Source organism: Pseudomonas fluorescens (genome assembly GCF_000802965.1).
GTDB classification, from domain to species: Bacteria; Pseudomonadota; Gammaproteobacteria; order Pseudomonadales; family Pseudomonadaceae; genus Aquipseudomonas; species Aquipseudomonas fluorescens_A.
Genome location: NZ_JSAK01000021.1, coordinates 60,164 through 73,213, shown reverse-complemented (window position 1 = coordinate 73,213; position 13,050 = coordinate 60,164). Strand labels below are relative to the sequence as shown.

General features: G+C 58.8%; 16 protein-coding genes and 1 riboswitch. Of the genes, 8 read left to right on the top strand and 8 right to left on the bottom strand.

Translation table 11 applies throughout. The features are described 5' to 3' along the window. Positions 1–134: 134 nt before the first annotated feature. Positions 135–368: a hypothetical protein gene (locus tag NL64_RS18790; RefSeq protein ID WP_034149568.1), complete on the bottom strand. Its 234-nt coding sequence runs from the start codon at positions 366–368 to the stop codon at positions 135–137. A 200-nt stretch (positions 369–568) separates the two neighbouring features. On the opposite strand from NL64_RS18790, the gene NL64_RS18785 reads away from it, so the two are divergent. Continuing rightward, positions 569–1,153 carry a YajG family lipoprotein gene (locus NL64_RS18785; RefSeq protein ID WP_034149567.1) on the top strand — a complete coding sequence of 195 codons (585 nt, stop codon included), beginning with the start codon at positions 569–571 and terminating at the stop codon, positions 1,151–1,153. Between the two features lie 188 nt (positions 1,154–1,341). Here NL64_RS18785 and NL64_RS18780 read toward each other — a convergent pair whose 3' ends face one another. Next, a complete protein-coding gene (locus NL64_RS18780) occupies positions 1,342–1,548 on the bottom strand; it encodes a hypothetical protein (protein WP_034149566.1) in 207 nt (68 codons plus the stop codon). Positions 1,549–1,742: 194 nt separating this feature from the next. Between NL64_RS18780 and NL64_RS18775 the strand changes: the two genes are divergently transcribed. Further along, a complete protein-coding gene (locus tag NL64_RS18775) occupies positions 1,743–2,027 on the top strand; it encodes a hypothetical protein (RefSeq protein ID WP_034149565.1) in 285 nt (94 codons plus the stop codon). 174 nt (positions 2,028–2,201) lie between these two features. Here NL64_RS18775 and NL64_RS18770 read toward each other — a convergent pair whose 3' ends face one another. Next, the gene (locus tag NL64_RS18770) at positions 2,202–3,365 is read right to left on the bottom strand and encodes a 1-acyl-sn-glycerol-3-phosphate acyltransferase (protein WP_172668685.1); all 1,164 of its coding nucleotides are present in this window, start codon (positions 3,363–3,365) and stop codon (positions 2,202–2,204) included. A 143-nt stretch (positions 3,366–3,508) separates the two neighbouring features. Between NL64_RS18770 and NL64_RS18765 the strand changes: the two genes are divergently transcribed. From NL64_RS18765 to NL64_RS18750, 4 genes are all read left to right on the top strand, one after another. Continuing rightward, positions 3,509–3,691 (top strand): CPXCG motif-containing cysteine-rich protein, encoded by a 183-nt coding sequence (locus tag NL64_RS18765; RefSeq protein WP_034149563.1) that lies wholly within the window; start codon positions 3,509–3,511, stop codon positions 3,689–3,691. A gap of 9 nt (positions 3,692–3,700) precedes the next feature. Further along, complete coding sequence (locus tag NL64_RS18760) at positions 3,701–3,961, top strand: putative signal transducing protein (protein WP_034149562.1); 261 nt, start codon at positions 3,701–3,703, stop codon at positions 3,959–3,961. Positions 3,962–3,996: 35 nt separating this feature from the next. After that, positions 3,997–4,620 (top strand): SOS response-associated peptidase, encoded by a 624-nt coding sequence (locus NL64_RS18755; protein ID WP_034149561.1) that lies wholly within the window; start codon positions 3,997–3,999, stop codon positions 4,618–4,620. A 176-nt stretch (positions 4,621–4,796) separates the two neighbouring features. Beyond that, positions 4,797–5,615, top strand: coding sequence for a M48 family metallopeptidase (locus tag NL64_RS18750; RefSeq protein ID WP_034149560.1), 819 nt, complete (start codon positions 4,797–4,799; stop codon positions 5,613–5,615). A 190-nt stretch (positions 5,616–5,805) separates the two neighbouring features. On the opposite strand, the gene NL64_RS18745 is transcribed toward NL64_RS18750, so the two are convergent. From NL64_RS18745 to NL64_RS18735, 3 genes are all read right to left on the bottom strand, one after another. Continuing rightward, positions 5,806–6,390, bottom strand: a complete 585-nt coding sequence (locus tag NL64_RS18745; RefSeq protein ID WP_034149559.1) for a TMEM165/GDT1 family protein — start codon at positions 6,388–6,390, stop codon at positions 5,806–5,808. Positions 6,391–6,479: 89 nt separating this feature from the next. Then, positions 6,480–6,604: riboswitch (yybP-ykoY riboswitch) on the bottom strand. A gap of 39 nt (positions 6,605–6,643) precedes the next feature. Next, on the bottom strand, positions 6,644–7,642 hold the full coding sequence (locus NL64_RS18740; protein WP_034149558.1) for a class I SAM-dependent methyltransferase: 999 nt from the start codon (positions 7,640–7,642) through the stop codon (positions 6,644–6,646). A gap of 33 nt (positions 7,643–7,675) precedes the next feature. After that, the gene (locus NL64_RS18735; RefSeq protein WP_034149557.1) at positions 7,676–8,641 is read right to left on the bottom strand and encodes a 2-hydroxyacid dehydrogenase; all 966 of its coding nucleotides are present in this window, start codon (positions 8,639–8,641) and stop codon (positions 7,676–7,678) included. A 91-nt stretch (positions 8,642–8,732) separates the two neighbouring features. On the opposite strand from NL64_RS18735, the gene NL64_RS18730 reads away from it, so the two are divergent. Then, positions 8,733–9,362, top strand: coding sequence for a LysE family translocator (locus NL64_RS18730; protein WP_034149556.1), 630 nt, complete (start codon positions 8,733–8,735; stop codon positions 9,360–9,362). Positions 9,363–9,412: 50 nt separating this feature from the next. Here the strand turns inward: NL64_RS18730 and NL64_RS18725 are convergent, their stop codons facing one another. Then, positions 9,413–10,051 (bottom strand): CatB-related O-acetyltransferase, encoded by a 639-nt coding sequence (locus NL64_RS18725; protein ID WP_034149555.1) that lies wholly within the window; start codon positions 10,049–10,051, stop codon positions 9,413–9,415. A gap of 47 nt (positions 10,052–10,098) precedes the next feature. Continuing rightward, positions 10,099–10,992, bottom strand: a complete 894-nt coding sequence (locus NL64_RS18720; RefSeq protein WP_034149554.1) for a glycosyltransferase family 2 protein — start codon at positions 10,990–10,992, stop codon at positions 10,099–10,101. Between the two features lie 307 nt (positions 10,993–11,299). Here NL64_RS18720 and NL64_RS18715 point away from each other — a divergent pair, with 307 nt between their 5' ends. Beyond that, positions 11,300–12,982, top strand: coding sequence for a fatty acid--CoA ligase (locus tag NL64_RS18715; protein ID WP_034149553.1), 1,683 nt, complete (start codon positions 11,300–11,302; stop codon positions 12,980–12,982). Positions 12,983–13,050 lie beyond the last annotated feature (68 nt).

Here is a 13,050-nt window from a genome sequence, read left to right as displayed (position 1 = left end):
GTGCGGGGTGTCAATACCGGGGCATTGACGATGCTGCGAGGCCCGATCAGGAGACGTCCTTATAATCGGGGGGAGATTGTAGCGAAGAAACGCAGGGAATTGGTCGTGTTTAATGACTTTTATTAGGCGTTCGGTCAGGTGGTCAGCAGTTGTTGCACGCGCGTGCGAGGTTGACGCTGGCTGATGCGGGCGCTGGCAGGCAGCGGTTGATGCAGCCAGTTCAGGCGGATTTCTTCGATTTCTACCCAGCCATCGCCCATCGGCTGCAGGCTGCACTGTTTGAATGCCTGGCAATGGCCGTTGTGGTCGAGCAGGGCGAAGCAGCGATGCAGTGGGCGTGGTGTGAACAAGGAAATGAGAAAACGCATGGGTAAGTACCGTGTGGGGTGACTGCTGTGAAGAGTGCCAGTGAGCCGTGACGCGCAAGTGTATGAGGGGTGACAGGTGTGTGACAGGAACCGCGGTCTGAAAGCCTTGTCAGATTTTTCTGAAATTGTTGCGCTGGTTCGCAGCAGTGGCGCACCGCTATACTGCCGGCCTGTTTGTGCCTGATTCTGGAGAGAAGAGCATGTTGCAACGCCTGTTGTTCGGTTTGATCACTGTGACCACCTTGACGCTGGTCGGCTGCGCCCACAGCCCGCAACAACTGAACCCGGAACCCAAGTTGACGGCTCAACTGGCGCCGGTCGGTCGCGGCCAGCCTGTGGTGGTGCGTGTGGTGGACGGGCGTCCGTCGCCAACCCTGGGCACCCGCGGCGGTCTGTACCCGGAAACCAGCGCAATTACCGTGCAGGGCGCGCAAATCCTGCCGAAGTTGCAGGCTCAGGCTGAAGCGGCCGTGCGTTTGCTGGGCTTCACCCCGACGTCCAATGCGGCGAACGCACCGCAAATCACCGTGACCCTGACCGAACTGAAGTATCAGTCACCTAAAGAAGGCATGTATGTGACCGAGGCAACCATCGGCGCGACGTTCCGCTCCGATGTACAGAACGCCAATCGTCGCTACAGCGGTCGTTACGGTGCATCCCTGGACCAGCGTTTCGGCATGGCGCCGAACCAGGAAACCAACACCAAACTGGTCAGCGACGTGTTGAGCGATGCCTTGACCCGTCTGTTCAAGGACCCGACCGTAGGTCAGGTGCTCGCCGAGTAAGCTTTTGCCAGATGTTAAAAAGCCCGGCACCAGCGATGGTCCCGGGCTTTTTAATGCCTGCACCGTAACTGTAGGAGCTGCCGCAGGCTGCGATCTTTTGATCTTGCGTTCTGACTGATCCAAGCACGCCGAAGATCAAGATCAAAAGATCGCAGCCTGCGGCAGCTCCTACAGGGGGAGTGGGGATTTCAGGCGGCTTGGGAGTAGAAATCCAGCACACTCACCCCGGTCAGCAAATCCGCTTCCGGCAAATCTGCGTGTTGATGACCACCCAGTGCGCAATACACCAGCCAATGCCGATCCTGAACGTTGAAGGCGAGGCTGCCGACGAGGGTTTGTTGTTCATCGTTGTGGGCAATGAGGTAGAGGCGATCCTGGTTTTCGGCGTGCAACATGACGAGGTCCGTGTCGGTTTCGAGGGGCGCCAGAGTGACGTATTCAGATGACGGAGCCGTGACGCAGGACAACCACTGGTCAAATCCCTCGTTATTTGTCGCAAAGGAGAGGGCAGGCGTAGAGGCTTTCGGTAGAATCCGCGCCGCAGTCGCCGGTTCGGTGGCTGCCACACCGGTTTTGTTCGAGGTTTGTGATGTCGCTGCATTTGATGACGCTGTTAACCGCCCATCCCGCCAAATTGATCAACCTGCTGGCCCTGCTCTTTGCATGCCCCGGCGGATGGCTGCTGCACGCCACCCGTCGCCGTGAGCAGCGCGCGATGGCCAGCCTGGAGGCGCAGAGCCAGAGCCGTCGCATCGACGAGCCCACGTTGATGCTCGATGGCGCGACCTTGCGCATGAACCGGTTTTTCTACGGTTTCGGTTTTGCTTGCCTGGGATTGGCTTTGCTCGTGTCGTGGATCAGCACGCGGGTCTGAAGCTGACAAAATCCTGTGGCGAGGGAGCTTGCTCCCGTTCGGTTGCGCAGCAGCCGCAATGGCAGGTTTTGGGGCCGCTTCGCAGCCCAGCGGGAGCAAGCTCCCTCGCCACGGGTTGTGTGGTGATCGGAAAAACCAAAACGGCGCCTGAAGGCGCCGTTTTCGTATCAGCCGTTAAAGCGGCAATCCCGCCTTCACCCGATACTGATTACGCACCGGCGTCGCATATTGCAGCACCAGGAACGGACGGTGTTCCTCGGGGCAAGCATCCAGGCGTTGCTGCCATTGCTCTTTGGCCTTGGCCAATTCATCGGCGGCAAACACCTGCGCGGCGTTCGGCACCTGCAATTGCGGGTCAGCGTCTTTCCATTGCGCGTAAGCCAGGTAATGCACCGGGAACAAGCGGTAGCCGCCGAGGATCTGCTTGTCCATCTCGATCGCCAATTGCTTGGTGTCATCGAACAGCTCGGTTATCGGCGCGGAAAAGTGCACATGCACCCGGCCTTTATAGCCGGTGATGCCTTTGGCGATGCTCACGTCATCCTCTCCCGGCACCTTGGTGTAGCTGCCGGTAGTGGCGCGGATGTAGAGCTCGCGGGCCTTGGCCTGATCGCACGGGTCGTATTCGTAGCTGATCGACACCGGGGTCAGGTTCAGCGAGCGGATGACTTCGCCAAACGGCTCGTCCTTGCGACTCATGTGGAACATCTTGAGGATCGCCGACTCGGTGCGGTCGTCGCCGTCCTTGGCCCGACCTTCGGCCTGGGCGATCCAGATCGAAGCGCAATCGTTGCGGATCGAATGGTTGATGTACGCCGACAGCAGCTGATACGCCGCCATCTTCTCACGGCGGCCAGTGATCGAGCGGTGCACGATGAAGCTCTTGTTCAGGCGCATCAAATCGCTGACGAAGGGCTTTTGCAGCAAGTTGTCACCAATGGCAATGCGCGGGGTCGGCAGGCCAGCGTGATACACGGCGTAGTTGACGAAGGCCGGGTCCATCACGATGTCGCGGTGGTTGGCGATGAACAGATAGGCGCTGCCGGACTTGAATTGCTCGACGCCGGTGTACGTCACGCCGTCGGTGGCGCGCTCGATGGTGTGGTCGACGTAAACCTCGACTTTGTCCTGTAGCGTGGCGACCGAATGGACGCCGGCGAACTCACGACGCAGTCGATGGGCTATAAGAGGTTTGAGCGCCCAGCCTAAAGCGCCAGCGAAACGCGGGAAGCGGAAGTGGGTGAGGATATCTAGAAACGCCTTGTCGCTGAGCAGTCGTGCCAGCACCGCTGGGACTTCGCTGTCGTCGTAAGGTCGGATGGCATCGAATTCGCCCATCATGCTCTCTTGTTAGAAACGGCTAGGGTAAGTAAAGGTTTTGATCGAAAACCGGCGGGGTACGGTCTGAAAAAAGTAGCCAGACAAAAATAGCCCTGCAAATAGACCGGCGATTATACGCACAAGTCACCTGGGAGACCGCGATGCTGGAAACTGCGCAGTATGAATGTCCGTATTGTGGTGAGGAAGTCGAAACGACTGTCGACTTGTCTGGCGGCGATCAGACCTATATCGAGGACTGTCAGGTCTGTTGTCGGCCGATTACGTTCGTGCTGCAGGTTCACGAAGAGGACTGGTTCCTGGAAGTCTTCAGCGAAAACGAATGAGGGGCGTATATGCAGCGAATCTACGAGCCGGAAAACCTGATGGAGGGCGAGTTGCTGCAAGGCATGCTCGCCAGCGAAGGCATCGAAGCGCATCTGGTCGGCCGTGATCTGGTGGGCGGCACCGGCGAACTGCCGATCTACGGGTTATTGGGCCTGGCGGTGGATAACGATAAGGCGCAATACGCCCGTGAGCTGATCAGTGCGTACAATGCGGCACTGCCCGTGTCCGGCGATGAACCGGAAAGCTTTCCCGGCACGCTGGTCTGTTAGGCTGGCGTTCGTTTGATCAAGAGTCGTGCTACCCCATGTGTGGACGTTATGCCCTGTTTCGCTGGAACCCCGCCTTCGCGGCCCTGCCCGGTTTTCCCGCCGATCAGCAGGCGCAGTGGAACATTTCCCCCAATGATTCGGTGTTGATGCTGCGAGCCGGTGCGGAAGGTCAGCGCGAACTGGCGCGGGCGCGCTGGGGTTTGACACCGCCGTGGCTGACCGATTTGTCTCGCACCCCGGCCCATGCTCGGGCTGAAACCGTTGCCGAACAACCGATGTTTCGCCAGGCCCTGCGCGAACGCCGTTGCCTGCTGCCGGCCAATGGTTTCTATGAATGGCGTGGCACCACGCGAAAACGACCGTACTGGCTGACACCGGGGGAAGGCTCGTCGCTGTTTTTCGCGGCCATCTGGGAAGCGTATCCGGTGCAAGAGCAGGTGTGGCTGAGTACGGCCGTGATTACGCAACCAGCCGCCAGTCAGCGTCGACCGTTGATTCTCGATGCGGCGGCGCAGGAAATCTGGCTAAACCCCGACACGCCGCTGCATGCCTTGCAAGCCTTGCTCGCCAGTGAACCCGCTGCGTTGCGTGAGCGGGTGCTGGCGAACATGGTGAACGATCCGAAGCTCAACGGGCCGGAGTGTCTGACCCCCGGTTGAAAAGATCGCAGCCTGCGACAGCTCCTGCAATGGATCGGCGTACATCCAGCCGCGATCTTTTAATTTTTCCTGCGTTGGTGAGAGCTTTGCCTGAAATAGGCGTCTTATCTCTTGTGTATCTGGCGTCGATACATTTCCACGCCTAGGATAGGCGGCAGTTTTCATGGAGTTTTTCGATGAGCAAGATTTTGGTTGTGGGTGCACTGGGCGCAGCGCTGCTGCTCGCCGGCTGTCAGTCGGTCAACACCACCAGCGGTGGCGCGGTAGGTGTTGAACGCAAGCAATACATGTTCAGCATGCTGTCCACTGATGAGGTCAATCAGATGTATGCCCAGTCTTATCAAAAGACCGTGGGCGAGGCGAGCGGCAAGGGTGTGCTGGACAAGACCAGCAGCGATGCCAAGCGCATTCAAGTGATTTCCGACCGGCTGATTGCACAGGCTCCGGTTTTCCGTCCGGATTCGGCTCAGTGGAAATGGGAAGTCAATCTGATCAAGAGCGATGAGCTCAACGCCAACTGCGGTCCTGGCGGCAAGATCATTTTCTATACCGGCCTGATGGACAGCCTGAAACTGACTGATGACGAAATCGCCGCCATCCTCGGCCACGAAATCGCCCACGCCTTGCGCGAGCATGGTCGCGAAGCGATGTCCAAGGCCTATGGCATCGAAATGGCCAAGCAGGGCGCCGGTGCCTTGTTCGGCCTCGGCTCGGACACCCTGGCGCTGGCCGATACCGTGGCCAACTACGGCATGACCTTGCCGAACAGCCGGGCCAATGAAAACGAGGCAGACCTGATCGGCCTCGAACTGGCCGCGCGTGCCGGCTACAACCCGAACGCCGCGATCACCTTGTGGAACAAGATGGCCAAGGCATCGGAAGGTTCGCCGCCGGAGTTCATGAGTACCCACCCGGCTTCGTCGAGTCGTATTGCTTCGTTGCAGGCGGCGATTCCGAAAGTGATGCCGCTTTACGAGCAGGCCAAGAAGTCCTGATTGGAATCAGTAAAAGCTGAACACTTTCAGCTTTTTGTGGCGAGGGAGCTTGCTCCCGCTGGGTTGCACAGCAACCCCAAAACAGCCTCCGCATTTCCTGAGTTAGGACGCGGATGCAATGTTACGGCTGCTGCGCAGCCGAGCGGGAGCAAGCTCCCTCGCCACAGTTCCTGAATACTTATTTAACCAATCAAACCCAGCCGCTTGCCTGCATCGCCTTGTACACCGCGACAATGGCCAGGATGAAGAACGCCGACGCTGCCAGTCGACGGATCAACGTCAATGGCAGTTTGTCCGCGGCAAAGTTACCCGCCAGAACCACCGGCACGTTGGCAATCAACATGCCCAGGGTGGTGCCGATGATCACCAGCCACAGTTCCGGATATTGCGCCGCCAGCATCACAGTCGCGATCTGGGTCTTGTCACCGATTTCCGCGAGGAAAAACGCAATCAGCGTGGTCAGGAACGGTCCGAACTTGCGTGCCGTGCTGGCTTCGTCATCGTCCATCTTGTCCGGCACCAGAGTCCAAAGCGCAGTTGCTGCGAAGCTCGCGGCAAGAATCCAGTGCAGCATCGTGTCCGAGAAGAAACTACCGACCCAGGCGCCTACCGCACCGGCTGCCGCGTGGTTGGCCAGGGTCGCGGCGACGATGCCGGCGATGATCGGCCAGGGTTTGCGAAAGCGGGCAGCGAGAATGAGCGCGAGCAGTTGCGTCTTGTCGCCGATTTCGGCCAAGGCAACGATTGCGGTAGGTACGAGTAGTGAATCCAGCATCAGGGGTTTTCCTAAGGGGCGGGTCGACACGGCTATGACACGTACAGCCTTCCCGCCCCGGGTAAGGTGTTCGTGTCATAGGTCTTGTCAAACCCTGCGATCCGTCTGATGCGGACGCTGGGGTCGCATACGCCATGGTCTGAGGACCAAGTATGTTGACGTATGCCGGACGAGCATGGCGCTCGTGGGAGACTACTCCCCTAGGACGGAGCGGATTCTGCCTAGGCAAAATCCATTCGGCAAGTACAAATTTCTATCCGCGTTTAGCCCGGTAGATTCTGAACCCCTGCCCTTCAGCCTTGATCGCACAGACGCCCAGATGCTCTTCGATCAGCGGTTGATACTTCAGGAAGCTGTTCGCTACCAGACGAAGTTCGCCACCGTTTTTCAGATGTTTGGCCGCTTTTCGCAGCAAGTTTTCGGTAGCGAAATAGTCGGTATGGACGCCGACGTGGAACGGTGGATTACTCAGAATCGCGCTCAAACCCATCGGTGCGGCATCGATCCCGTCACCGGTAATTACCTCGGCTTCCAGACCATTGGCAGCCAACGTCAGCCGGCTGCTGGCGGCAGCAAACGCATCCACGTCCAGCAACGTGACCTGGTTGTGCGGATAACGGCGTTTCACCGCCGCACCCAAAACACCCGCGCCACAACCGAAATCCAGCAAGTGACCGCTTGGCAACTTGTCCAGATGTTCCAGCAACAGCGCACTGCCGCGATCCAGTCGACCGTGGCTGAAGACGCCCGGCAGGCTGATGACTTTGAGCGGGCCTTCAGCCAGTGGCAGTTCATACTCCTGGGCCAGACTTTCCAGCGGCTTGGCGGCTGGTGCATTGGCCACGGTGACCAGCCATAGCTGGCAATGCCGCGCGCTGTCGAGTTTGCGTGGCTTGCCGAATGGGTTGAGTTGCTTGGCCGCGCCTTCGATGCCGCTTTTTTTCTCGCCAACCAGATACACCTCGCGACCTTCCAGGCGCGAGGCCACGGCGTTGAGGATGTAATCGGTCAGGTCCTTGGACTTGGGCAGAAACACCACCGCGCTGTCGAACTCGCGCTCCGGGACGTTCACGCCGAAATGGCTGCGCTCGGCAAAGCGGGCGTCGAGCGCGGCTTGATCGCCGGCATGCCAGCACCAGCCATGGGCGGCGGGGAGGCGGCCGAGCAAGTCGTCGGCGGGCAAACCGGCCAGCAACAACGAACCCTGGAATAACTCAGCCTGACGAAGCAGTACTTCACTGCGCGGATCCATAACTGCTCCTGTGAAAAAAAGTGCCGCAGTTTATCAACTGACGACCCGCAGCGCCTTACCGCTGAAGTAACCCTGGGCATTTTCGGTGACCTGGCCAACGATTCGCTGCCGCGCTTCGCGACTGCCCCAGGCGTTGTGCGGGGTGACGATCAACCGTGGGATGTCGTTGGCCAGCAGTGGATTGCCGTTGGATGGCGGTTCAACGCTCAGGACGTCAGTGGCGGCGCCGCCCAGATGACCGTTGCGCAAGGCATCGGCCAACGCTTGTTCGTCGATCAAACCACCGCGCGCAGTGTTGACTACGAATGCTCCGGGTTTCATCGACGCCAATTCACGCGCACCAATGAAATGCCGGGTGTGTTCGTTGAGCGGGCAGTGCAGGGTCAGTGCGTCGATTTGCGGCAGTAGCTCATCCAGCGGCAGGCGATCCGGCCGGGCAGGGCGTCCCGGAATCTGCCCCAGCAGCACCCGCATGCCGAAAGCTTCGGCCAGTCGCGCAACGGCGCCACCCAATTCGCCGTGACCGAGCAATCCAAGGGTTTTGCCTTCCAGTTCGACAATCGGGTAATCCAGCAGGCAAAACTGCCTGGCTTGTTGCCAGCGACCTTCACCGACGGCTTTTTGATAATCGGCCAGGCGCGTGGCCAGGTTAAGCAGCAACATGATCGTATGCTGCGCCACCGACGGCGTGCCGTAGCCCTGGCAATTGCAGACCGTGATGCTGTGGGCACGGGCGGCAGCGAGGTCGACGTTGTTGGTGCCGGTAGCGGTGATGAGTATCAGCTTCAGCTCGGGGCTGGCGGCCATGGCGGCGGCATCGATGAGGATTTTGTTGCTGATGGCGACGGTGGCACCCTTGAGGTGTTCGATCACCTGGTCCGGCAGGGTCTGGGCGTACAGCTGCAGTTCGCTGAAACAATCGCGCAACGGGGTGAGGTCGAGGTCGCCCAGGTCCAGGGAGGGGTGGTCGAGGAAAACGGCGCGGCGAGAGTTCGTCATCAACTGTACCTTTTGTGCAATGAACTGAAGGCGTAATCTGCCGAGCCTACCAGATGAAATAAAAAGTTACGCTTGGCCTGAAGGAGCCCTCATGTACTGGACAGAATTCTTGACCGTTGCCCTGATTCATCTTTTGGCCGTAGCCAGCCCCGGCCCGGACTTTGCCGTGGTGGTGCGCGAGAGCGTGACCCACGGTCGTCGCGCCGGCACCTGGACGGCGCTCGGTGTCGGCACGGCGATTTTCCTGCATGTCGGCTATTCGTTGCTGGGCATTGGTTTGATCGTGTCGCAATCGATTGTGCTGTTCAACGCCCTGAAATGGGCGGCTGCCGCGTATCTGCTGTACATCGGTTTCAAGGCATTGCGTGCGCAACCCGCCAAACCGGTGACCGATGACCTGCACAAAGAAGCGGGTGAACGCACGGCGCGTGGTGCCTTTACCTCAGGCTTCGTGACTAACGGGCTGAACCCGAAAGCCACCCTGTTTTTCCTGTCGCTGTTCACCGTAGTGATCAACCCGCACACGCCGTTGGCGGTGCAGGCGGGCTACGGGGTCTACCTGGCAGTAGCGACGGCTGTCTGGTTTTGCCTGGTGGCGATGCTGTTCAGCCAACAGCGCGTGCGCGCCGGTTTTGCCCGCATGGGCCACTGGTTCGATCGCACGATGGGCGCGGTGCTGATCGCTATCGGTGTGAAACTCGCGTTGACCGAGATGCATTGAGTCCTGCTTGAGATGGCCGCGACATGCCCCGTCGCGGCCAGAACTCGGGATTATCCGACCGCTACAGTCGACGACTGGCGTTGGCGGGCGTATTCCAGAAAACCCTGCATGTCGCTGCTGCTCAAAATGCGCGACGCAGCCTTGACCTCTTCCATGGGCCAGTCCCACCACGCGGACGCCAGCAACTCACGGCGCACGTCTTCCTCGAACCGCCAGCGGATGTGACGGCAGGGGTTGCCGCCAACGATCGCGTAGGGCTCGACATCGCGGGTCACGACCGCGCCTGCCGCCACCACCGCCCCATGGCCAATGGTCACGCCAGACAGAATCATGACGTCGGCGCAGATCCAGCAATCACTGCCGATCACGACATCGCCCTTGGTCGGATTGCTGCCGGGAATGTCTCGGGCTTCATCAATCATCAATGGGAAAGGATAGGTGCTGACCCAATCGGTGCGATGGCCACCGCCCAACAGAATCTTTACGCCTTCGGCAATCGAGGTGTAGGAGCCGACTTTCAGAATCGTGTCATCGCCAAACTCTACGACTTCCGGGATACCGTAAGTGCCTACGCCGATTTCATACCGGGGGTAACGCAAACGGATTTTCTCCGGAGCCCTGTGCAGTTTCTCCAGACGTTTCAGGTGTTTTCTGGTTTTTCGTTCTTTGAGTTTTTCGAGAAATTTCATTGGCAAGGCCTGGGAAACAGGAAAGTTAATACCGGGTAGCTGGCGTCCTAGCGATGAAACAACAATCGCTTCAGGCGTTTGAAACTGGTTCGGTTCATGTGACGCCAGGGGATGGAACGCAGTAGTTTCCAGGCCTCTTTTTTGTCTTCGACCACCGCATATTTGAGCGCCTTGTTCAACAATTGGGTGCGGGCGCTCTGATAGGCAGGATGGCTGAGGTACGGCTCGATGGCCTCAAGGTCCGCCTGCAGCAATACCTTGTACTTTCTCGACAGATTGTTGGGGTGTCGGCGATAACGGGTCACGCACACCGGCAGTTCATGGACTTCATAACCCAGGCGGGCAATCCGCAAAGTCATCTGGAAATCCTGGACCCGCAGGTGCGGCGCATAGAAACCGGCACTGCGCATTGCACTCATGCGATAGAGCGCCACAGGAGCACCAATCACCACGGCCTGGCTGAGAATCTGATCGAAGTTGTACGTACGAATTTGATCGCGCTGTTGCTGCTTGATGGTTTTACCATCGCTATCCATGTAAATGATCAGCGCCCCGACGCAACCGACGTTCGGGCGTGGGTTCAGATAATCGACTCGAATGCGCAGGGATTGCGGGAGCATGATGTCGTCCAGATCGGGCGTCGAGACGTAGTCACCCTTGGCGTACCGCAAGCCGTGATTAAGCGCTGCACTCACGCCCTGATTCGGTTGCGTGTACAGCTGGAAGTCATAGGTTTTCTGAAGTTGCTTGAGCAAGGCAACACTGTTGTCGGTAGACCCGTCGTCCACAACGATCACTTCAAAGTTCGGATATTCCTGGCCAAAAATGCTTTGAATGGCCTCTTCCAGATACTTTTCCGCGTTGTAACAAGGCGCCACGATGGAAACCAGAGGCACTTGCGTCTTGGGGTTATCTGTAGGGGACGTCACTTGAGTGTTCATTGTTGTTCGCAGTACCGATCGCAATTGACGAGACATGCCTTGAACAGTATCCGACGCTGAGGGGAAGCGGCAGACTGGTCAGGGGCAGCCTGCCGTCAGGCTCATTATTTCGGAAAGGATACACAGGCTCGCACGAAAGAGGTTGCAGCATCCATCACAAGATTGTGTTTGAAAGGTAAGTGATGATGGCGCAAAGCTAGTATTTGCGCGGCTCTACAAATCATTCCTTTGGCTGATTTGGCGGGCGATCAAGGGCACTACAGTGCTTGCTTTCAGCCACGACCGTGCAGTCAGAAAAGGGATTCTTATGTTGCAGACTCGCGTTATCCCCCCAGCCGAAGGCGCTTACCAGTATCCGCTGCTGATCAAACGGCTGCTGATGTCCGGCGCGCGTTATGAGAAAACCCGCGAGATCGTTTACCGCGACCAGTTGCGCTACAGCTATCCGACCCTGATCGAACGGGTCGCGCGGTTGGCCAATGTGCTGACCGCGGCCGGGGTCAAGCCCGGGGATACTGTGGCGGTGATGGATTGGGACAGCCATCGCTATCTGGAATGCATGTTCGCCATTCCGATGATCGGTGCGGTGATCCACACCATCAACGTGCGGCTGTCGCCAGAACAGATTCTCTACACCATGAATCACGCCGTGGACCGCTTCGTGCTGGTCAACAGCGAATTCGTGGGGCTCTACAACGCGATTGCCGGGCACCTGACCACGGTTGAAAAAACCCTCCTACTGACCGACCTGCCGGAAAAATCCGCTGATCTGCCGAACCTCATCGGTGAATACGAGCAACTACTGGCGGCCGCGAGCCCGCAGTACGATTTTCAGGATTTCGACGAAAACTCGGTCGCAACGACCTTCTACACCACAGGCACCACCGGTAACCCAAAGGGCGTGTACTTCACCCATCGGCAACTGGTGCTGCACACCATGGGTGTGTCGACCATCATGGGTTCGATCGACAGCGTGCGCCTGCTGGGTACCAGCGACGTGTACATGCCGATCACACCGATGTTCCACGTGCACGCCTGGGGCCTGCCTTATGTGGCGACCATGCTCGGGCTCAAGCAGGTCTATCCCGGTCGCTACGACCCGGAATACCTGGTGGAGCTGTGGCGCAAGGAAAAGGTTACGTTCTCCCACTGCGTGCCGACCATCCTGCAAATGGTCCTCAACGCCAAGGCCGCACAAAGCACCGATTTCGGCGGCTGGAAAATCGTTATCGGCGGCAGTGCGCTAAATCGGGCCCTATATGAAGCGGCCAAGGCCAAAGGCATTCAACTGACCGCCGCCTACGGCATGTCGGAAACCGGGCCGCTGGTTTCGTGCGCGCACCTCAACGATGAACTCATGGCCGGCACCGAAGACGAACGCACTACGTACCGGATCAAGGCGGGCGTGCCGGGGCCATTGGTCGAGGCGGCGATCGTCGACACTGACGGCAACTTCCTGCCCGCCGATGGTGAGACCCAGGGTGAACTGGTGCTGCGAGCGCCGTGGCTCACCGAAGGTTATTTCAACGAGCCGCAGAAGGGCGCCGAGCTCTGGGCCGGAGGCTGGCTGCACACCGGCGACGTGGCGACCCTGGACAGCATGGGCGTGATCGACATCCGCGACCGGATCAAGGATGTGATCAAGACCGGTGGCGAATGGATCTCCTCCCTCGACCTCGAAGACCTGATCAGTCGTCACGTGGCGGTACGCGAAGTAGCAGTGGTCGGGATCGCCGATCCGCAGTGGGGCGAACGGCCATTTGCCTTGCTGGTGCTTCGCGAAGGCCATGAGATTGGGGCCAAAGAACTCAAGGAACACCTCAAGCCATTCGTGGAGCTGGGGCACCTGAGCAAGTGGGCCATCCCGAGCCAGATCGCCCTTGTTACTGAAATTCCCAAGACCAGTGTCGGCAAACTCGACAAGAAGCGGATTCGCGTCGACATCACCGAATGGCAGGCCAACAACAGCACCTTCCTTTCGACGCTTTAAGTGCCTTCTGGCGTGCCCAAAAAGGCACGCCAGCCCCACCAAGCAAGCGCTTGGCTTGTCAAATCCGA

Coding starts and splice junctions, on each gene's coding strand:
- NL64_RS18790 (WP_034149568.1), bottom strand. CDS start 368: ATGCGTTTTCTCATTTCCTTGTTCACACCACGCCCACTGCATCGCTGC.
- NL64_RS18785 (WP_034149567.1), top strand. CDS start 569: ATGTTGCAACGCCTGTTGTTCGGTTTGATCACTGTGACCACCTTGACG.
- NL64_RS18780 (WP_034149566.1), bottom strand. CDS start 1,548: ATGTTGCACGCCGAAAACCAGGATCGCCTCTACCTCATTGCCCACAAC.
- NL64_RS18775 (WP_034149565.1), top strand. CDS start 1,743: ATGTCGCTGCATTTGATGACGCTGTTAACCGCCCATCCCGCCAAATTG.
- NL64_RS18770 (WP_172668685.1), bottom strand. CDS start 3,365: ATGGGCGAATTCGATGCCATCCGACCTTACGACGACAGCGAAGTCCCA.
- NL64_RS18765 (WP_034149563.1), top strand. CDS start 3,509: ATGCTGGAAACTGCGCAGTATGAATGTCCGTATTGTGGTGAGGAAGTC.
- NL64_RS18760 (WP_034149562.1), top strand. CDS start 3,701: ATGCAGCGAATCTACGAGCCGGAAAACCTGATGGAGGGCGAGTTGCTG.
- NL64_RS18755 (WP_034149561.1), top strand. CDS start 3,997: ATGTGTGGACGTTATGCCCTGTTTCGCTGGAACCCCGCCTTCGCGGCC.
- NL64_RS18750 (WP_034149560.1), top strand. CDS start 4,797: ATGAGCAAGATTTTGGTTGTGGGTGCACTGGGCGCAGCGCTGCTGCTC.
- NL64_RS18745 (WP_034149559.1), bottom strand. CDS start 6,390: ATGCTGGATTCACTACTCGTACCTACCGCAATCGTTGCCTTGGCCGAA.
- NL64_RS18740 (WP_034149558.1), bottom strand. CDS start 7,642: ATGGATCCGCGCAGTGAAGTACTGCTTCGTCAGGCTGAGTTATTCCAG.
- NL64_RS18735 (WP_034149557.1), bottom strand. CDS start 8,641: ATGACGAACTCTCGCCGCGCCGTTTTCCTCGACCACCCCTCCCTGGAC.
- NL64_RS18730 (WP_034149556.1), top strand. CDS start 8,733: ATGTACTGGACAGAATTCTTGACCGTTGCCCTGATTCATCTTTTGGCC.
- NL64_RS18725 (WP_034149555.1), bottom strand. CDS start 10,051: ATGAAATTTCTCGAAAAACTCAAAGAACGAAAAACCAGAAAACACCTG.
- NL64_RS18720 (WP_034149554.1), bottom strand. CDS start 10,992: ATGAACACTCAAGTGACGTCCCCTACAGATAACCCCAAGACGCAAGTG.
- NL64_RS18715 (WP_034149553.1), top strand. CDS start 11,300: ATGTTGCAGACTCGCGTTATCCCCCCAGCCGAAGGCGCTTACCAGTAT.